The organism is Paenibacillus sp. FSL P2-0136 (assembly GCF_037975325.1).
GTDB lineage: Bacteria > Bacillota > Bacilli > Paenibacillales > Paenibacillaceae > Paenibacillus_AQ > Paenibacillus_AQ silagei.
In genome coordinates, this window is sequence record NZ_CP150244.1 from 735,708 (window position 1) to 753,599 (window position 17,892).

Consider the following 17,892-nt stretch of genomic DNA (forward strand, 5'->3'; position numbering starts at 1 on the left):
CAGGCTAAGTGTATGCTCCCGAAGCGATCACGCGAAGTGATTCGGGATGTGTAGGCTATCACAACTTTTGGGGGAGAACCTATGAAACCGGTAGTAAGAGAACATATTCAACAGCTGGATGTATCGCTTGGCGGAGGAATCGTCAGCGACAAGATCAGAGTGGATACCATCGACAACCCGATCCTCATTATCGGGCTTGGCGGCACGGGCATCGATGCCCTGCTGCGGCTCAAATACCAGATTAACCGCCGCTTCAAGCTGCCTGAAGATCCGTTGTCCAAGAAGAAGCGGGATAAGCCCGACAACGTGGAGTTCCTGGCGTTCGAGACCAATGAACAGGACCGCGGCAAAAAATACAAGGGCATCGGCCTCGACCCGCAGAATGAATTCGTGCTGCTGGCCAATGCCGAGATCGGCGGACTGCTGCAGAACCGCAGTATCCTGGATTCTTACATTACAGACTGGCTGTCGCCGGAGCTGAGCATCACAGACGGGATGAACGGAGCCGCCGGGGTGCGTCAGGCCGGACGCTTGCTGCTGTTCACGAAGATCAACCAGGTGGTTGCCGCCATCGACAAGAAGATCAAGACGCTGTCTGTCGGCACCAGCAAGAAGCTCATGGTCTTCCTGCTCACCGGTCTGTCCGGCGGAACCGGCAGCGGGGCGTTCCTGGATATTGCCTATATCGTGCGCGGCATTATTGAACGTGACTACGGCGCAGCCGGGATAGACCGTGTCAATACGCTGGGCTATCTGTTCACACCGGACGTCAATCTGTCCAACAAGAGCCTCAGCGAGCATACCCGCGAATATATCCGCAAGAACGGGTATGCCGCGCTCAAAGAGCTGGACTACTGGATGAACGTGGACAGCCGGGGCGAACGCTTCCGCCAGAAGTACGGCAATATTCTTAGCGTCAACTCGCCGCTGCCGCCGTTCAATCTCTGTCATCTCATCTCCGCAACGAATACGGAAGGCAAGCTGCTGGAGAACGCCTACGATTACTGCATGAACGTGACGGCTGAGAACATCACCAACTTCATGGCCAGTGAAGAGAAGGCCTCCGGCGAGGAATTCGCCATCCATGACTATATCAGCAACATCCGCACGAACATTGCCCAGATGAACAAGACCTATCCTGCCAACTATGAATACAACATTATCGGAGCATCCTCGGCCGTGCTGCCGATTGAGGAAATGACAACTTACCTGGCTTACCGTCTCTTCGACAAAATGGACAAGATGTTCCATCACGCCCCGAATCAGGAGGATGTGGAGAAGATGGCGCGCAAGCTCGGCATCGATCTCGATACGATGATCAAGACGTTCGAGTCCCGTGTGCCGGAGCCGCTGCCGGGTTATCAGAACAGCGAGCGCCTCAGCCATGCCAATGTCGTCAAGAATCAGGTCGTCAGCATGGATACGGAGCTGGAGCAGAACTTCCTGGCCCGTGCGCGTGAGGAATATATCAAATCCAAGAAGCAGCTTCCGGGTGAGATTGCCGGACGGTTCGGCGAAGAGCTGGAGCGCATCTTCCTGCATCCTGAGCAGGGTCCGTTCTATGTGTCGCGGCTGCTGTACACCGAGAAGGGCTTCTGCATCCTGAAGCTGATCCAGTCTTATATTGAAGCGCTGCGCGAGAGTCTCTTGCGCCTGCCGCGTGATATTGAGACCGCACAGGAGAGTGCAGAGGATAAGCTGGGCGATGCACGGAGCGCTTTTGTGTCCAAGGAGAAGAAGAAGAACGCCTATATTGAAGCCAAAATCAATGAATACTGGCTGCATGCCGATGTGGAGCGCACCGAGCAGATGATCCAGTTCTATGAGGATCTGTATGAGCTGTTGAATGAAGAGAACAGCCGGATCTACGGTGTGTTTACCGAGATTCTGACCGCGCTCAGCTCGATCTTCGAGAAGAACGGCGACATTCTGATTAACGGCGAAGAGCAGGCCGACCACAAGGGCAACAAAACCTACTATTGGAATATCGTCAACGTGCCGGATATCTCGGCGACCATCTCCAAAATCATGGACCAGAAGGACGGCGATGATCTGATCCGTGACTTCACACGCGAGATGCTGAAGCATTCCGGGCGCTGGGTCAGGGAGCAGGAGATTGATATTGTCCGCTCCATATCCGAGTTCCTCAGCGACAAGTTCGGGGACCTCATTACCCGCTCGATGGAGGATTTCCTGGTGATGAAATACGGGCGCGAGGAGCCGCTGGATAAGTTCGTGGAGCGGATTATTGCCGGACGTCTGGATGAGGATGCGGTGCCGATTTTCCACCTCAGCAACAGCTCCGGCAGTCTGCACTTCCCGTCCTGGGGCTTCGTCTCTGTGCCGGTGAAAGCGCCGGGGATTCTGAAGGGTGTGCGGAATTATCAGAACAATGCACTCGGCAAATCGCAGTTCACGATCAAGGAGAGCGAGGTCAAGAACCGTATTTTCTGGCTGAATACACGCAACGGGGTGCCGCTGTTCGTATATACGCCGCTGCGGGTGTATGAGGAGAACTACGAGCGGACCATTCTCGATAAGGAAGGCATCGGCCGCCATCTGGTGATGACCGATAAGGACAACTGGACCTATCTGCCTTCGCCGATCCCGGAGAAGTCCTGGGGCGATACGTATGCGAATCCGCGGGTTCGCGAGTACAATGCCAGAGTGCGGGCAGATTTCGGCCGGGCACTGGAGTCCGGTGTGATCATAGAGAAGGGTGTGGACGAGAACACCAGCAGCCGCTTCTCCGTGATCTTCACGAAGCCGCTGGATCTGGGCAAGCTGCTGGGTGCTTATGATCTGCAGCTGGATGCGCCGCGTCCGAATCTGGGTGAAGTGCGCAAGGCCGCTGAGGAGCTCAAAGCACTCCGCACAGCAGGTATTGAACGTGAAGCCGTGAAGGATATCTTCGGCAGTATTAATCTGGAGCTGGCCCAGGAGAACCTGATCCGTTCCCCGCAGCTCATTGCCCGTGTCCGTGAGGAGCTGGCGAAATACGATGCGCTGGCGGCCAAATCTGCGGAACTGGAAGCGCTGGTGCATCAGCATCTGGATGAAGACAAATGGCTGGACCAGTTCATTGAGGCGCTGTACACCGATACCATTACCAAAAAAGGCGCGCTCTATGTCTATGACCGTGACGAGGACGAGGATGCCTGGGAGCCGTTCGCGAATCTGATGAAGGAACGCAGCTATGTGGAGTATGCCGTCTACCGCCATTTCCGTGAGCTGGATGAGAAAAGCCGCAGTCTCCTGCTCCGCAAGGCAGCGCGCCGGGCCGGAGAAATGACGGCAGCTGAAGATGTAACTCCGCTGCTGTATAAGCTGGAAGGGATGTATGTCTCGTTCCTGGAGGCACGTGACGCTCTGGAATATGAGCGGGTAGAGCATGCCAACGGAGATGAAATGTACGGCTTCTACAAGAGCCTGACCGGCAAGCTTGGCAGCATCCGCAGAAAGCTGAAGTAGGCCTATGATCAGAGATCAGGCCTTACAATATGCTGAGCAATACGCTACCCAGGAGGAAGCACAGCATAATAAGGGGGATGGGCGCAGCAGTATCCATTACCCTGCGCTGTTCCTGTTCCTGGGCGATAAGGTGACCCCGGCCATCGGTCCGGTGCTGGAACGCTGCCAGCGTAAATGGGACAATGCGGGCGGCGTGATGGCACTGCATGCTGGTTCGCATAACGGCAGCGGCAGTACGCAGGAGAAGGAGGGGGTCAAGGGGCGGATCGGCAGCGGTAACAGCAGTGTCCATGAACGCGTGATGCACATGACCCTGCCGGATACGGCAGGGCGTGATCCGCGTACGGTCCGGCGTGAGCTGTACCGTGAATTTCATGAGGATAGCCAGTATTTAGCCGGAATGAACCGGACGCTGCGCAGCTTAAGCAACAGCATAGCGGATTACGGGCGGCTGTATTCTTCTTTTGACGTCATCCATCTGTCTGTCATTACACGGGTCGATGACCCGCAGAATGTGCTGTTGCCGGAGATCGTGCTGCTGGCCCGCGCCATTCTCAGCCAGTCGTTCAAATCGGTACAGATTGATCTGTACGCGCTGATTAACGAACGTGAGCAGGGGGATAACTTCGGCTATTCCAGCTCGGTCGGGCTGGCTTGTCTGCGTGAGCTGGACGGGATGCAGGCGGCGGATTATGCCTTAAGCGCTCCGCTGCTGGTGACGGAGGAAGGGCTGTCCATTCCCGTGACGCATGGCCCTTCTCCGCTATTCGATCTGGTCTATCTGCTCTCCGACAAGAATGAGCGCGGACTGATGTCGGTCCATGGCATGGACGACAATTACGAGATTATCGCCCACATCAGCCTGCTGAAGAACCGGGTCCGGCCTGCGGCCGATCAGGCCTCCGGGCACGGCGGCTACAATAATATGACGTTCAAAAGCGGCATCCGCGGCAGCACAGGCAGACAAGGCTATGCGTCTGCCGGCTTCTCGGCGGTGCGGCGGCCGAACCGCCAGATTGCACTGGCGGTGCTGTACCATGCACTGCATTATCTGTCCGGGCGGCTGCGTGCAGGCCATACCCGGAGTCTTAAGGAGCGGCAGGCGATGCTTGGCCTTGGAGCGGATACCCTGCGGGACCGCGCGGCGGAATTGCTGCCGGAGCAGTCCGCTCTCGCCGAGATGACCGGGCTGATGAGCCACGGGCGTCCGTCCTATTCACAGCTGCGGATGCTCTCGCTGCGCGAGGCTGAGGAGCTGCTGTTCGGGGAAGGGGCGCAGGCTTACTTCCGCAGTAATTTTGCGGAGGTGTCTGCTCGTAGGGCTGCCGGGATTGATCCGGCCCGGGAGTGGGCCGGAGTGCTGGCTGCCGAGGAGGCGGGAGCCTCCCCGGTCACCTTCTACCAGCTGGCGGAATGGACCAGTGAGAAGACAGGTGAGGGAGGCAGCGTCCTGCAGGCCTTGCGCCAGCATATGGGCGGACTACGTTCCGCTCTGCTCTCCGGTCAGGAGGAGCTGGAGCGGCTCTATGCGGAGAGCGTGGAGCGCCAGCCGTTCCAGCGGGTGCCGCTGCTGGACAAACGGACGGTGCGCAATTTCATTCATTACCTGTTCGAGTCCGTCTACGGCAAGAAGTATGAGCTTCTGCTGCTGGAGAGCGAGCTGGCCCTCTGTCTCCGCTATGACGCTGCACTGGAGCAGCTGCACGCAGACAGCAAGACCAAGGTTGCGAAGATGGAAGCGCTGGAGGAGGAGCTGCAGAGTGTCGCTCTGGCCAGCATCGGCCGCAGCAAGGAGACCGTGGATCAGAACATCATGGAGTATTACCGCGGTGTGACGGATGAGGTGATGAAGGATATCGAGACCCGGCGCGGTGCGGGGATCTTCTTCAGCGAGCGGTTCATGGGCAGTCTCTCCGGGCTGCTGGTGAACGGAGGCGGCCAGGCGGTGGCCGAGCGGCTGATCGGGCTGTGCCGCCGGGAGCTGCTTACGGCGGGACCGTTCACGCTCCCGTTCGAGGAGGAGCTGCTGCGGCGCGCCAATGTTGCAGCCGCTTACGAGAACCGGGATATCGTCTCCAAGGAGGAGCTGTTCAAGCAGCTCTACCGCAGTCTGGAGGAGGAGGCGGCGATGAATGTCCGCCTGTTCGAGTACACGCAGGAGCACCGCCACGAGGAGAAGTACTTCTTCGGCGACAGCTCCTCCGAATTCTTGCGTTATGCCTTCAGTGCAGACGAGACCACCCGCATCTACCGGCTCGGCTTCGTACATGAGCAGCGCCGCAGCGGCGTGGAGAAGCTGAACCTGATGGGCGGCTTCCACCTGGAGGATCTGCTCTACTACCGCAACGGCAAGGTTTATTACGAGACTTATGCCGGCAACGGATACCAGCTCCACGGTCTGGAAGAAGAGCAGCTGCCGGAGATGAGATGAGTGGCGAATAGATGGGATGAGTGCTGATGAGCAGAGCCGGGATGAGATGAGCGGAGTGCTGATGAGCGGAGACTAGATTAGATTAGTGGAGTGCTGATGAGCGGAGACTAGATTAGATGAGTGCTATGACAAACTATTATATTAGGTCAGGCTATCACAACCATATTAAGTCAGGCTAACACAACCGCAGGATCTATAGTCCACGCGAGTTCGGCGGCTGACCGTGTGCTGCTGAAAGTGGGCCGGATGGGGGAAAGAGAGGGATAAATCCCTTTAATGCTGGTGGAAATGGGCCGGATGGCGGGAAAGAGAGGGATAAATCCCTTTAATGCTGGTGGAAATGGGCCGGATGGCGGGAAAGAGAGGGATAAATCCCTTTGATGCTGGTGGAAATGGGCCGGATGGCGGGAAAGAGAGGGATAAATCCCTTTAATGCTGCTGGAAGTGGGCCGGATGGCGGGAAAGAGAGGGATAAATCCCTTTAATGCTGGTGGAAATGGGCCGGATGGTGGAAAGAGAGGGATAAATCCCTTTAATGTTGCTGAAAGTGGGCCGGATGGTGGAATGAAGGGGGTGAATCCCTCTGGTGCTGACGTGTGTAAGTAATAGTGATCTCGATTTCGCCGTACGCGCGCCAGATGAGCAAATGAGGAGCACTAGTGCCCCTGATTTCAGCGAAAGTGCGCCGAACCACCAAATGAGGAGCACTAGTGCCCCTGATTTCAGCGAAAGTGCGCCAAACCAGCAAATGAGGAGCATTAGTGCTCCTGAATTCTCCCGAGAGTGCGCCGAACCACCAAATGAGGAGCACTAGTGCCCCTGATTTCAGCGAAAGTGTGTAAAACCACCAAATGAGGAGCATTAGTGCTCCTGAATTCTCCCGAAAGTGCGCCGAACCAGCAAATGAGGAGCACTAGTGCCCCTGATTACAGGGGGACGGCCGAAATCCGAGGGTTCGCCATAATAATGCCCAGGCTCCGGGTCTCGGACCTGGGTACGGGCCTACACTAACAGGCTTTGTAGGACAATTCTCATTCATTCTGCTGCCGGATGTGCAATAGAATGGAATGGGGAAGCGTGTGTTGATCAAGCTTTTCCCGGAAAGGATGAAATGCAATGCAGCGAAAAATCAATCTGCTCCTGCTGCTGTTCAGTCTGCTCGGCGCGGGTGTAGCGTTTGTGCTCGGTGAGCTGCTGCTGGACCGCAGGCCGTATGATTTACCTCAGATGGTGCTGGTCGGCATCTATTTTGCCATCTTGGCCTTATGTGTTGGAATAGGCGCTCTGGTGGCAGAGACCCTCTCGCCGAGGCTGAACGGACAGTCCTGGAAGCTGCGTTACCTGGGGACCTCGTGGAAAATGTTCCCGCTCATGGTCGTGCTGCTGCTTGGCGTGGGCACGCTGACCGAGTTCGTGTACGAGCTGAACTTCGGCGGCAGCAAGCCGGTTAAGAATGTCGTCATGGTGATTGACGATTCCGGCAGCATGATGCAGAGCGATCCGTCAGACCGGCGCTACGCGGCGGCCAAGAATCTGGTGCAGCAGCTCAAAAAAGACAATAAAGTCGCTGTAGTCACCTTCAGCAATGAGGCTTCCGTGGTCCAGCCGCTGCTCCCGCTCTCCAAAGCGGCGAACCGCGAGAAGGTCATGGAGGTCATCAGCAGTCTGAAGACGACCGAAGGCGGAACGAACATCAGCGGCGCGCTGGCCGAAGCGATGAAGGTGATTCATGAAGACGGCGCGGACCGCGGGGCGATGGTTATTCTTTTATCCGACGGTGTCAGCCAGTTCAATACCTCTACGGAGCTGACAGACTATGTGGCGCGGGGAATTAAAGTAAATACGATCGGGCTGGCCCTGGATGATCCGTCCGGCGCAAGTCTGCTGCAGAATATCGCCAGCGGCACCGGCGGACAGTATTATGATGTGGCCGATGCGAACCGGCTTGGCGATGTATTTCAGCAGATTTATGACCGTCTGGGCGACCGGACACTGCTGACCGAGCGCAGCGACCAGACCGCGGACAGCCCTTATTATGCTGTGGTGCGTGTGCTGGCCTTGATGCTGCTCGGCACGGCGCTGGGTCTGGGCCTTGGCATTGTGTTCGATAACCGCCATCTGGCCCGGAGCTTCAGTATCGGGGGCGCGGTATCGGGACTTGTGGCGGGGCTGATTCTGGAATCCGGCCTGAACGGCGACACGCTCTGGGACCCTATGACCCGGCTACTGGCGCTGCTCGTTCTGGCGGCTATTCTCACCTTGTTCACATATATCGTGCCTGTAGGGGAAGGGCGCTTGTCGCGCCGGGGAAGAGCTGCCGGAGCTGCTAATGCGCCTGCTGACAGTATTCATTCACCCCGCCGTAACCGCGGCAGTAAAGGGTTCTAAGCCAGATGCAGGGAAAGGGGCAGGTTGCCATGAAGTACGCCGAGGCAGACGCTGGAGCACCGGTGATTACCGAAGTTGTATCCGGAGTGGAGGACCGGTTCTGTACGCTGCGCTGGCGCTGGCCGGACGGTGTACAGGCGGTATATATTCATAAGGCCTCTGCGGAGGCACCGGACAGTCATGAGCATCCGCCTCCGGGCATGAAGCTCTATACGCGTGAAGAGTACAAAGCGAATAACGGGTACCGGGACCGGCTGGACGAGATCGGGATGGTGGCTTATACCATTTACGTGCGGCTTAGCGGGAATGGGGAGACACTGCTGGTCCGCCAGCAGGATGGCGGTAACCGGGCGCTCGTCAGCGCGGGTAAAGCGAGGATCTACTACGCGGTCCAGCACAAAAAAGGGTTATTCAGCAAGCTGAAAACCGTGCAGATGACGATTACTGCCGAGGTGCCGGTACCGAAGGAAGTGCTCTGCTACGTCAAAAAGCGGGATGCGCACCCATCCTCCAAGGAGGACGGCGCAAGGTTCCCGTTCGTCCAGGACTTCGCTCCCGGGCGCAACCAGCTCCCGCCGATTGAGGTCGGCAAAGACGACTTCATCCGTATTTTTTTCACCGATGGGCCTAAATACGGGACGTATTATGAGCTGGTTCCCGAGTGAGCGGGAGCAGCATACCGGGTGCTGACAACACCCTGAGGAGGATGAGAGATGTCTTTTTTTAGCCGTTTCATGAAGAAGAATCAGCCCGCAGCGAGGCCGCTGTATTACGATATTGTCTGCCCGTTCTGCTTCACTCGCTTTGAGCCGGAGGAAGTGGTGTTCCGGGCCATGCATAGCCGTGAGGATGATGAGAATTATGCGCTCGGTGAGGATGATCTGCTGAATAAATACCGGGAGCGCTTCGGCCTCGATACGGTGGATGATATGGAAGCGGTTCTGCATCCGGCGGATATCCCGGAGGAGTACCATCATTATACCGACAACGTGCTGACCGGGCTCACCGACCGCTATGGGGTGATGACCCGCAGACGGCTCTGTCCGTCCTGTCATAACGAGCTGCCTGTAACAGCCGGCAAGGTGCCTAGCAATATTATCTCGATTATCGGAGCTTCCCAGGTCGGGAAGTCTGTCTATATGACCTCGCTGATCCATACGCTCCAGCATACAACGGCAGGGCATTTCGACGCAGCCTGTATGCCGCTGAATGCCGAGATCAGCCGCAAATTCCGCACCCTGTATGAGGAGCCGCTGTTCGAGCGGGGGGACCTGCTGGCGTCTACCCAGAAGGAGAAGATGCAGGAGCCGTTTATTTTCCAGTTCGTGTTCAAGGATGAGTCCAAGCCCCCGCTGACGCTGGTGTTCTTCGATGTGGCCGGTGAAGGAATGGTGGATCAAGATTATCTGGGCTTGCACGGCCAGCATATCAAGAACTCCGCAGGGATTCTGTTCATGGTCGATCCGCTCCAGATCCGTTCGGTCCGGGAGAAGATCCGCATTAACTTCGGTGACCGCCCGGGAGAGTGGGTATCGCAGTATGATGAGCCGCGTGATGTGGTGCTGACCATGTTCGGTGACTTCATCGCCTATCAGGAGAAGAGCAAGACCGAAATTCCGACCGCAGTCGTCCTGGCCAAAAGCGATATGCTCCACTCCCTCAAGGATGAGGATGGCGACTATATCAAGTCGAACAGCAATGTGTTCAACAACTATGTACACCGCAAAACGCTGAACCTGAACGAGTTCCACAACATCGACGGTGAAATCCGGCGCTTCATTGAGAAGGTGGACCGGCCGTTCAAGGATACGATGGATGTGTATTTTGCCAATACGGGATATTTCGCCGTGTCTGCGCTGGGCAGCAATCCAGTCAATCAGAAGGTGGAAGGCGTGGTCAGTCCGATCCGGGTCGATGAGCCGTTCATCTGGCTGCTGCACAAGCTGAATTATATTGAGGGGAGCGACGGGCCGTGAACAGATTCTCAGGGTCCATGATCACCCAGCAGATGTATACCCGCGAGCGCCGGGGCGTATACCGGTCTACAGAGGGCTTCGATACGGTAGCGAAATCGGAGAGTCTCGATAATAATTTTGTCAAAAAAATTCTGCATCCCTTCTGCCTCTACGATGCCCCGGCTGAGCTTACGGCACGCGGCGAGAAGGATGAGGAGCTGTATCCGGCTGCGCTCCATCTGTTCCATACGGAGAGCAACGAGACAGTGATTGGAGAGAGCCGTTATCTGGCGGCGGATTTCACGGGTCAGCGGAGCGCTTTTTTTGCCCATAATTTCGTGGTGCCGCCTATCCGTTCCGAAGAGATTGTCGAGGGGTACGGAGACTGGCTGCATGCGGGGTTTGCCCGGAGCTATGAGGGGGAACCTGGCGGGACACTGCCTGAGCTGGAGTCGATTCCCGTGGCAACCCGCGAGCTGGACGAGCCGTCTGATCCGCGTACGGTGCTGTCAGGTCTAGGATTCACAGAAGAGCTGTTCAAAGCCCTGCTGCAAGCGGTGATGCTGTCCGTAGCCGGGAAGAAGAAAATCTATGTAGCGCTGGATGTGCCGATCAGTGAGTTGTCGCAGCATGCGGCCCGGCTGACGGAGGTCCTCTTCGCTGCGCTGCCGTATGACTTCCGCCGCAGGCTGGGAGTGATCACGTATGCCAAGGAGCCGCAGAGCCGCAAATACATTCACCTGACCTTCGTGGAGAAGGGCTCTCTGCGTCCGGGCGACCGCAATATCGAGAAGGATTATATCTTCGATCTGGCAGGCGCAAGGTTCCTGAATACCGACTTCGGCGAGTCGCGGCAGATCTATGCCGATCTGGCCTGGAAGACGCTGGTGGAGAAGGGCGGAAGCCTCCGTGATTTCGCTAAGTTTGCCGACAGCCTGCTGCTCGGGGAGAGTGCGGAGCGTAAGCTGTCGCTGGCGCTCTACAATGAGCTGGCGGTCTTTTATGAAATCGAGCAAGGTAATGAAGCCCTATATACAGACAACAAGAACGCTATACTCGGCGGCCTGCTGTCCTATCTGAAGCCGGAGGGGAAGCTGGATTCGCGGGTGCGGCTGAATGATATGTTCCTGGAGCGGTTCGACCGCGAATATGATCTGATCCGTAAGAAGGGGATTCCGTCAACGGAGATCCTGGAACAGTTCAAGGCGTATTACGCGCTGCCGGGCCATAATTACCGGGTGAAGATCGTCGATTACTTCATCAACGGGATGCTGAACTGCCAGTCCGGGGGCCGGGAGGATGTGCTGGCGGCGGCTTACGGGATTATTGAGAGCGATGCGGAGCTTAGTGAGGCGTTCTTCAAAAAAGTGCTGTCCCAATCTCTCTTCCGCAGGGCGCTGTTCGAGCCGTATCTGGAATCCCGGCTGGCTGCCGCTGCCGGAACGGCGGATATCCTCCGCCTCGTGGGCCACTTCGGCCGGAGTCTTCCGGAGGTGCTTCAGCAGGCAGCGGTACGGGATACCTTCAAGGAATATCTGCTGGAGAAGCTGCAGCGGGAATCCGATCCGGTAGCGGCGGTAACGGCTGTTCATGAAGCGGTCCAGCAGGCAGAGAAGCAGCGCCGCAGAGGCGGCGTATACCCGGAGGCCTTGTCCGTTATGGAGGAGCTCGGCACGGTTGCTGACCGCTTCCTGCTGAACCGGCTCTCGCTGGACGAGCTGACGATGGAGCAGCTGCTGGAGATCTCGTTCCTGCGTTACCGGGATACGGCAGACTGGCAGCCGCCGCTCGATGCGATTGCGAAGCGCAAAGCGAATGCGCTGCGCGCGGCCTACCGCTGGTTCGGGGAGGAGTCGCCGGACGAGGAGATTTTTGCCGGACTGACGCCCCGTGAGCTGGACGATGTGCAGCTGCTGGGCGCGCGGTGGCTGAAGGAAGCGCGGAGCCTGGAGCCGTTCGACCGGCTGCCGTTGGCCTTTTATCACAGCAGTGAACGTGAAGGCGGGCCGCTGGATTATGATGCGCTGCTGGATCTGGTGGTCCGCAAGGCGGGCAATGACAAGGAGACGGTGTACCGGTTCCTGAATTGGTCCCAGCATAGCTGGCTGTTCGCAAGCTCTGGCAAGAAGCTGTGGCCGAATTACAAGCGGGCTGTGCTGAGATATTTCCTGAAGAGCGACCGCGAGGCATTCAAGAACCGTGAATTCCGCAAAAACCATCTCGACACAGCAACGCCTGCCATGCAGACTGTCTACAATGAAGCCCGCGCCCAGCTGGCTTCGCCGCTGGCGCGGTGGGTCAGCCGCAGCCGATTTCAAATCCTGATCTCAGGGAGCATCCTCGGGATCATTCTGATTGCGGCGGTTATCCTGCTGAGCCAGCTAGGGGGACGCGGCAAGGATACAGCTGCGCCGGTGGCCAGCCCCAGCCCGCTTCCGGCAGAGACCGGACAAGCCGCTGTAGCGGCCCCGGTCTCTGTCCGGCTTATCGGCGGAGACGCGGGGACTGGTGGGAATAACGGCGGTGATGCAGGGACTGGCGGGAATAGTAGCGGTGATGCGGGAAGCGGAGAAGCGGGTAAGAATAACGGCGTTAAGCTGTTGTTCAGCTTCACTGATGCCGCGGAATGCTCCGCCTTCAAGCCGGAGCGGATCGGCGTAGAGTCCGCCAGCGGCGTTACGGACTACGAGGTTAAGGCAACGGTTAACAGTTGCCAGGTTGCAGCAGGAGCCGGAGTGGACGGCGGTGCGAAGAGTGAAGCAGGCGCCGGAGCGGACGGCGATGCGAGTGGTAAGGCAGGAGCCGGAGTAGACGGCGGTGCGAAGGGTGAGGCAGGCGCCGGAGCGGACGGCGGTGCGAAGGGTGAGGCAGGCGCTGGAGCGGACGGCGATGCGAAGGGTGAGGCGGGCGCTGGAGCGGACAGCGGCGCGGATAGTGGAGCCACCGCCACTCCAGCGGCGGCGGGGACTCCTCCGTCACGCGTCTACGAGGTGACGGTGGAGCTTTCAGCAGGCGCGAAGCTGGCAGCAGGTGATATGATCACCGCCGGAAGATACTCGCTGAAGCTGGCGGCAGATCCGGGCAGCGCCCCGGAGGCTACAGCCACAGCCGCGCCTAGTGCGGAGCCGTCCGCTTACGCAAGCCCGGAAGCGGACAAGGACGCGGAATAACACAGCGGAAACAAGCAGGCTGCGTAAGCTTTTAACTAACGCGATCGGATAATGCAATCGACTGACGCAATTGATTGCCGCTACCGGCCAACGCAATCGACTGACGCTACTGACTGATGCTATCGACTAACGCAATCGACTAATGCAATCGACCAACGCAATCGACTGATGCTACCGACTGATGCAATCGACCAACGCAATCGACTAATGCTACCGACTGATGCTATCGACTAACGCTACCGACCAATGCAATCGACTGATGCTACCGACTGATGCTATCGACTGATGCTATCGACCAACGTAATCGACTGACGCTACCGGCCAACGCAATCGACTGACGCTACCGACTGATGCTATCGACCAACGCAATCGACTAACGCAATCGACTGATGCTATCGACTAACGCTACCGACTAACGCAATCGACTAACGCAATCGACTGATGCTACCGACTGATGCTATCGACCAACGTAATCGACTGACGCTACCGACCAATGCAATCGACTAACGCTACCGACTGATGCAATCGACTGACGCTACCGACCAACGCTACGGACCAATGCAATCGACTAACGCTACTGACTCACTAAACCGACTGACGCTACCGAGTGGCGCTTTTAACTAACGCTAACGAGTAACGCTCCTTAGTCATTCAGCCGACTCACACAACTAACTGACGGTTTTGAGTCGATACCAAGTGATGGTACTGAGTAGCATTGCTTACAGTGATTGGTGTACTCTATACAACTAAAAACAGTAAAAAGGAAGGCGCACCTCTCCTAACTGTATTCTATACAACTAAATTTGCCCGAATGGGCGAAAAGCCGGGTACAGAAGCATTTTAGGTGCATGAAATACAGCTAAAAGTACATTTGGCAGTAAATCAGACGATTTAGTTGTACAGATTGCATTTAAGCATAACGTTTGGAGCTAGAATAGTACCTTAGTTAGTCGGGGTACGGCAGCCCCCCAGCAAGCTAGGGGATTAAATGAATGCTGATTAGTTAGAATCTGATGATCGACTAGCGGTAGCTGATCTGCTGTGGGCGCATATAGCGCGGCATGGTGGGCTGGTCAGAGCCTGGTGCATACTACTTTATGTAGTACAATGATTTGCGCTTCGGCAGGCTGATACGAGCATAAAGTAATTAGTTAAGTGTGCTAGTGTCCCAATGAAGCTGCTCTAGTGCACTTTGTACACTAGAATGAGGCATATCGAGCCTAATATGTTGTTCTGTTGTATTCGGTACATTAGATTTTGGGAATTTGGCCCGGCGGAGGGTTATTTGCCACAATCGATTGTATAAAATGCAGCAGAATGCGTTATCGGCCGCTTTTACACGAATTCTAATGTACATAATACAATCGCCTGCTGCCGCTGTCTCCGCTAGTACCGCCAACGGCTTAATTAATAGCAGAAGAATGACTCTATAGTCCTGAATAGTACGATGTGCCGGGGAAGCGGGCATGTGCTGTTCAGGATTTTTGTGCAGAATGAGCGGGACTCGAGTGGATGGAATAGAAATAGCTTGTCTATAGACATACAGGGGAATAGTAGATATGATTGTTTCAGAATATTAAAATTTAATAAGCTTTGGGAAAAGGTGCAGATTGCCTCAGAGACCGCGCGCTGTCGCTAGCAGATGCTGGCAGGGCTATGTCTAATAGAGGAATCTGCTTAAAAGGGAAGCCCGGTGCAAGTCCGGCGCGGTCCCGCCACTGTAAATACGGAGCAACTCCTGAGGAGCCACTGTCTGCTAACGGGATGGGAAGGCGGGGGAAGCGGTGAAGTATGAGCCAGGAGACCTGCCTTTTTCGTTGTTGTTTCTATTCTTCGGGGGTAAGAATGTGGAAGCAGATGCTGATATTGGCGAGGGCTGTATATGCTGTATTGTATGTAATGTGGGAGAGCAATCGGCTCCTTCAGCCGCCCTGTATTGTATTCTTCCCCGGCCGCCCTGCACAGGGCGGTCTTTAGGTTGCCGCTCTATCTGCGGAGGAAACAGGATTCATCCATTCTATTTCAGGAAAGAGGTTAGTTATGAAGAACCATTCTCTATCATCCAGGTTCACACGGCTGGGACTTGCTGTCATTATGCTGTTCGCACTGCTGGGAGCAGCCGTAGCCCCGGCAGGACAAGCAGCTGCTGCACAGGCAGGCGGGACTTCCGCACCCGCGGTATCCGCTCTGCCCGCAAGTGAGGCAGCGAGCGTAACTGCTGCGGTCTATGCCACTGCGGAGTTCATGCTGAAGAACGGAGTCCAGTCGGACTGGCAGGCGATTGGCCTTGCGCAAGCAGGCTACAAGGTTCCTGCCAGCTATCTGAAGGCGCTTGAAGGCAAGGTGGCTGAGGCTAAGGGTGTTTTTGCCAGAGCTACGGACTATGCCCGGATCACGCTTGCCGTTAAGGCACTTGGCGGCGACCCGGCGAATGTGGCAGGCTATAACCTGATTGAGAAGCTCTACAATCACGATGCAATTACCGGCCAGACGCTGAATAATCCGGTCTATGCACTGCTCGCTCTGGATTCCGGCAGCTATACAATCCCGGCAAATGCGAAATGGACACAGTCTAAGCTGCTGGCAGAGATTCTGGCGAAGCAGAACCCGGACGGAGGCTTTACTCTGACCACGGGTGCGAGTGATCCGGATATGACAGCGATGGTGCTGAACGCACTGGCTGGACATAAGCAGGAAGCGGCAGTGAATGCTGCCGGTCAGCGGGCGGCAGCCTGGCTGGCTAAGGCACAGGATAAGAACGGAGGATATGGCGACAGCAGCGAGAGTGTAGCTCAGGCCATCATCGGTCTGTCTGCCTTCGGCATTGATCCGGCAGGAGCAGATTATACTAAGGGTAATATTAATCTGGTCAGCAAGCTGCTGAGCTTCAGCGCAGCAGATGGCGGATTCGTCCACACTGCGGGCGGCAGCTCCAATCCGCTCTCAACGGAGCAGGCACTGGAGGCTTTAGTAGCGTACAAGCTGTTTGGAACAGGCGGTAAGCTCTTTGATTTTAGCGGCACACCAGTGAAGAATCCTCAGGTAAGTGTCTCGGTTACAGTTGAAGGTCCGAATGGAACGTTGGCTGAGGGCAGCGTGTACGCCGGAAATGTGCTTACGGCACTGGATAAGACAGCAGCAGCCAAGCGCCTGGCTCTGGTCAATGAAGCAGGCAATTATGTGACGGGGATCGGCGGCGTGATTGCGGGTACTTTTGGCGGATATGATGGCTGGATGTATGTGGTCGCACGCGGCGGAGCATGGATCTATCCAAGTGTAGGGATGGGCGACTTCGCGCTGGAGGAGAATGACCGCATTGTGGTCTATTATGGCGGGGACAACACGCAGGTGGTTGATGCCGTAACCGTGACTCCCGCACAGCCGCAGCCTGGACAAGATCTGAAGGTGCAGGTAACCCAGAAGCAATGGGTCTGGAATGAGGCGACCTTCACCTCCGATCCGGTAACCTCACCGGCAGCAGGCGTACAGGTAACCATCGGCGGCAAAACAGCAGTTACAGATGCTGCGGGTGTGGCTGTTGTGGCCGGAGGACTGCCAGCAAATAAATATACCCTGACGGTTACGGGATATCTGAAGGATAAAACCCCGGCCATCGTGCGTCATACGGTCCCGGTAACAGTGGCTTCTGCGGTGGCGGACCGTCCGGCTTTTGGCGATGTGAAGTCGATCTCGCCTTGGGCGCTGGAGTCGGTATACACGGCGTATGACCGCAAGCTGATGAACGGTGTAAGTGAGGACAACCTGCTGTTTGCACCGAAAAAGAATATTACCCGTGCTGAATTTGCAGCGCTGCTGCTGCGGTTAACCGGGAACGAGCCGTCTGCGGCGTCTTCTGCTGGGGCCTTCAGTGATGTTAAGGCCGGTACATGGTATTATGGAACAGTGAACCGGGCGAAGGAGCTAGGAATCATCAGCGGCGTAAGCGCCAAAACGTTCAAACCGGACGGGCTGGTTACACGCCAGGATATGGCTGTGATGATGGTTAGAGCTTTTAAGCTGGATGCTACATCAGCCGGAGCAGGGGCTGGAGCTGGTAAGTTCAGCGATGAAGATAAGATTAGCGACTATGCATTGTCCGCTGTCCGTACGGTGACGGGACTTGGATATATGAGCGGTACCGGCGGCGCATTCGAGCCTACTGCTGTGGTAACCCGTGAGATGGCTGCTGCTGTAGCGGTTAGATTGCCATAGTTGAGTAAGAGTAGGGGATGGTATAGTTTAGTTGGAATTTCCATTCCGCTGCAGGATGGGTGCTGTACGCTGGGGCGGACAATAAGTGGATAAATGACATCTAATCTGGCAGAATTTGCTGCAAAGCGGGAGTTAGTTGGAAAAACAACACTTATTCACGCCCGAAGCTCCCGTATGATGGGTTGTGGGCAGAATTAGATGCCTGAAATCCAACTAATTTCTATACAGGTGCGTAACCAGAATAATTAAGTGTAGAAAATCCAAC

General features: G+C 56.3%; 7 protein-coding genes and 1 riboswitch. All 7 genes read left to right on the plus strand.

Going from position 1 to position 17,892, the window contains the following annotated elements; genetic code table 11:
- Window positions 1–81 precede the first annotated feature (81 nt).
- The 7 genes from NYE26_RS03085 (at window position 82) to NYE26_RS03115 (ending at window position 17,627) form a co-directional block, all read left to right on the plus strand.
- Window positions 82–3,471, plus strand: coding sequence for a tubulin-like doman-containing protein (locus NYE26_RS03085; RefSeq protein WP_339253814.1), 3,390 nt, complete (start codon window positions 82–84; stop codon window positions 3,469–3,471).
- Window positions 3,472–3,475: 4 nt separating this feature from the next.
- Window positions 3,476–5,902, plus strand: coding sequence for a transcription initiation factor TFIID (locus NYE26_RS03090; protein ID WP_339253816.1), 2,427 nt, complete (start codon window positions 3,476–3,478; stop codon window positions 5,900–5,902).
- A gap of 1,116 nt (window positions 5,903–7,018) precedes the next feature.
- Entirely contained in the window at window positions 7,019–8,290 is a 1,272-nt protein-coding gene (locus tag NYE26_RS03095; RefSeq protein WP_339253818.1) for a VWA domain-containing protein, read from the plus strand.
- A gap of 29 nt (window positions 8,291–8,319) precedes the next feature.
- On the plus strand, window positions 8,320–8,955 hold the full coding sequence (locus NYE26_RS03100) for a beta-mannanase (RefSeq protein ID WP_339253820.1): 636 nt from the start codon (window positions 8,320–8,322) through the stop codon (window positions 8,953–8,955).
- A 48-nt stretch (window positions 8,956–9,003) separates the two neighbouring features.
- Window positions 9,004–10,266, plus strand: a complete 1,263-nt coding sequence (locus NYE26_RS03105; RefSeq protein WP_209877174.1) for a hypothetical protein — start codon at window positions 9,004–9,006, stop codon at window positions 10,264–10,266.
- On the plus strand, window positions 10,263–13,415 hold the full coding sequence (locus NYE26_RS03110) for a hypothetical protein (protein ID WP_339253823.1): 3,153 nt from the start codon (window positions 10,263–10,265) through the stop codon (window positions 13,413–13,415). Before NYE26_RS03105 ends, NYE26_RS03110 begins: the two co-directional genes overlap by 4 nt.
- A 1,634-nt stretch (window positions 13,416–15,049) precedes the next feature.
- Window positions 15,050–15,243: riboswitch (cobalamin riboswitch) on the plus strand.
- 212 nt (window positions 15,244–15,455) lie between these two features.
- Window positions 15,456–17,627, plus strand: coding sequence for an S-layer homology domain-containing protein (locus NYE26_RS03115; RefSeq protein ID WP_339253825.1), 2,172 nt, complete (start codon window positions 15,456–15,458; stop codon window positions 17,625–17,627).
- The last annotated feature ends 265 nt before the right edge of the window (window positions 17,628–17,892 follow it).

Coding starts and splice junctions, on each gene's coding strand:
- NYE26_RS03085 (WP_339253814.1), top strand. CDS start 82: ATGAAACCGGTAGTAAGAGAACATATTCAACAGCTGGATGTATCGCTT.
- NYE26_RS03090 (WP_339253816.1), top strand. CDS start 3,476: ATGATCAGAGATCAGGCCTTACAATATGCTGAGCAATACGCTACCCAG.
- NYE26_RS03095 (WP_339253818.1), top strand. CDS start 7,019: ATGCAGCGAAAAATCAATCTGCTCCTGCTGCTGTTCAGTCTGCTCGGC.
- NYE26_RS03100 (WP_339253820.1), top strand. CDS start 8,320: ATGAAGTACGCCGAGGCAGACGCTGGAGCACCGGTGATTACCGAAGTT.
- NYE26_RS03105 (WP_209877174.1), top strand. CDS start 9,004: ATGTCTTTTTTTAGCCGTTTCATGAAGAAGAATCAGCCCGCAGCGAGG.
- NYE26_RS03115 (WP_339253825.1), top strand. CDS start 15,456: ATGAAGAACCATTCTCTATCATCCAGGTTCACACGGCTGGGACTTGCT.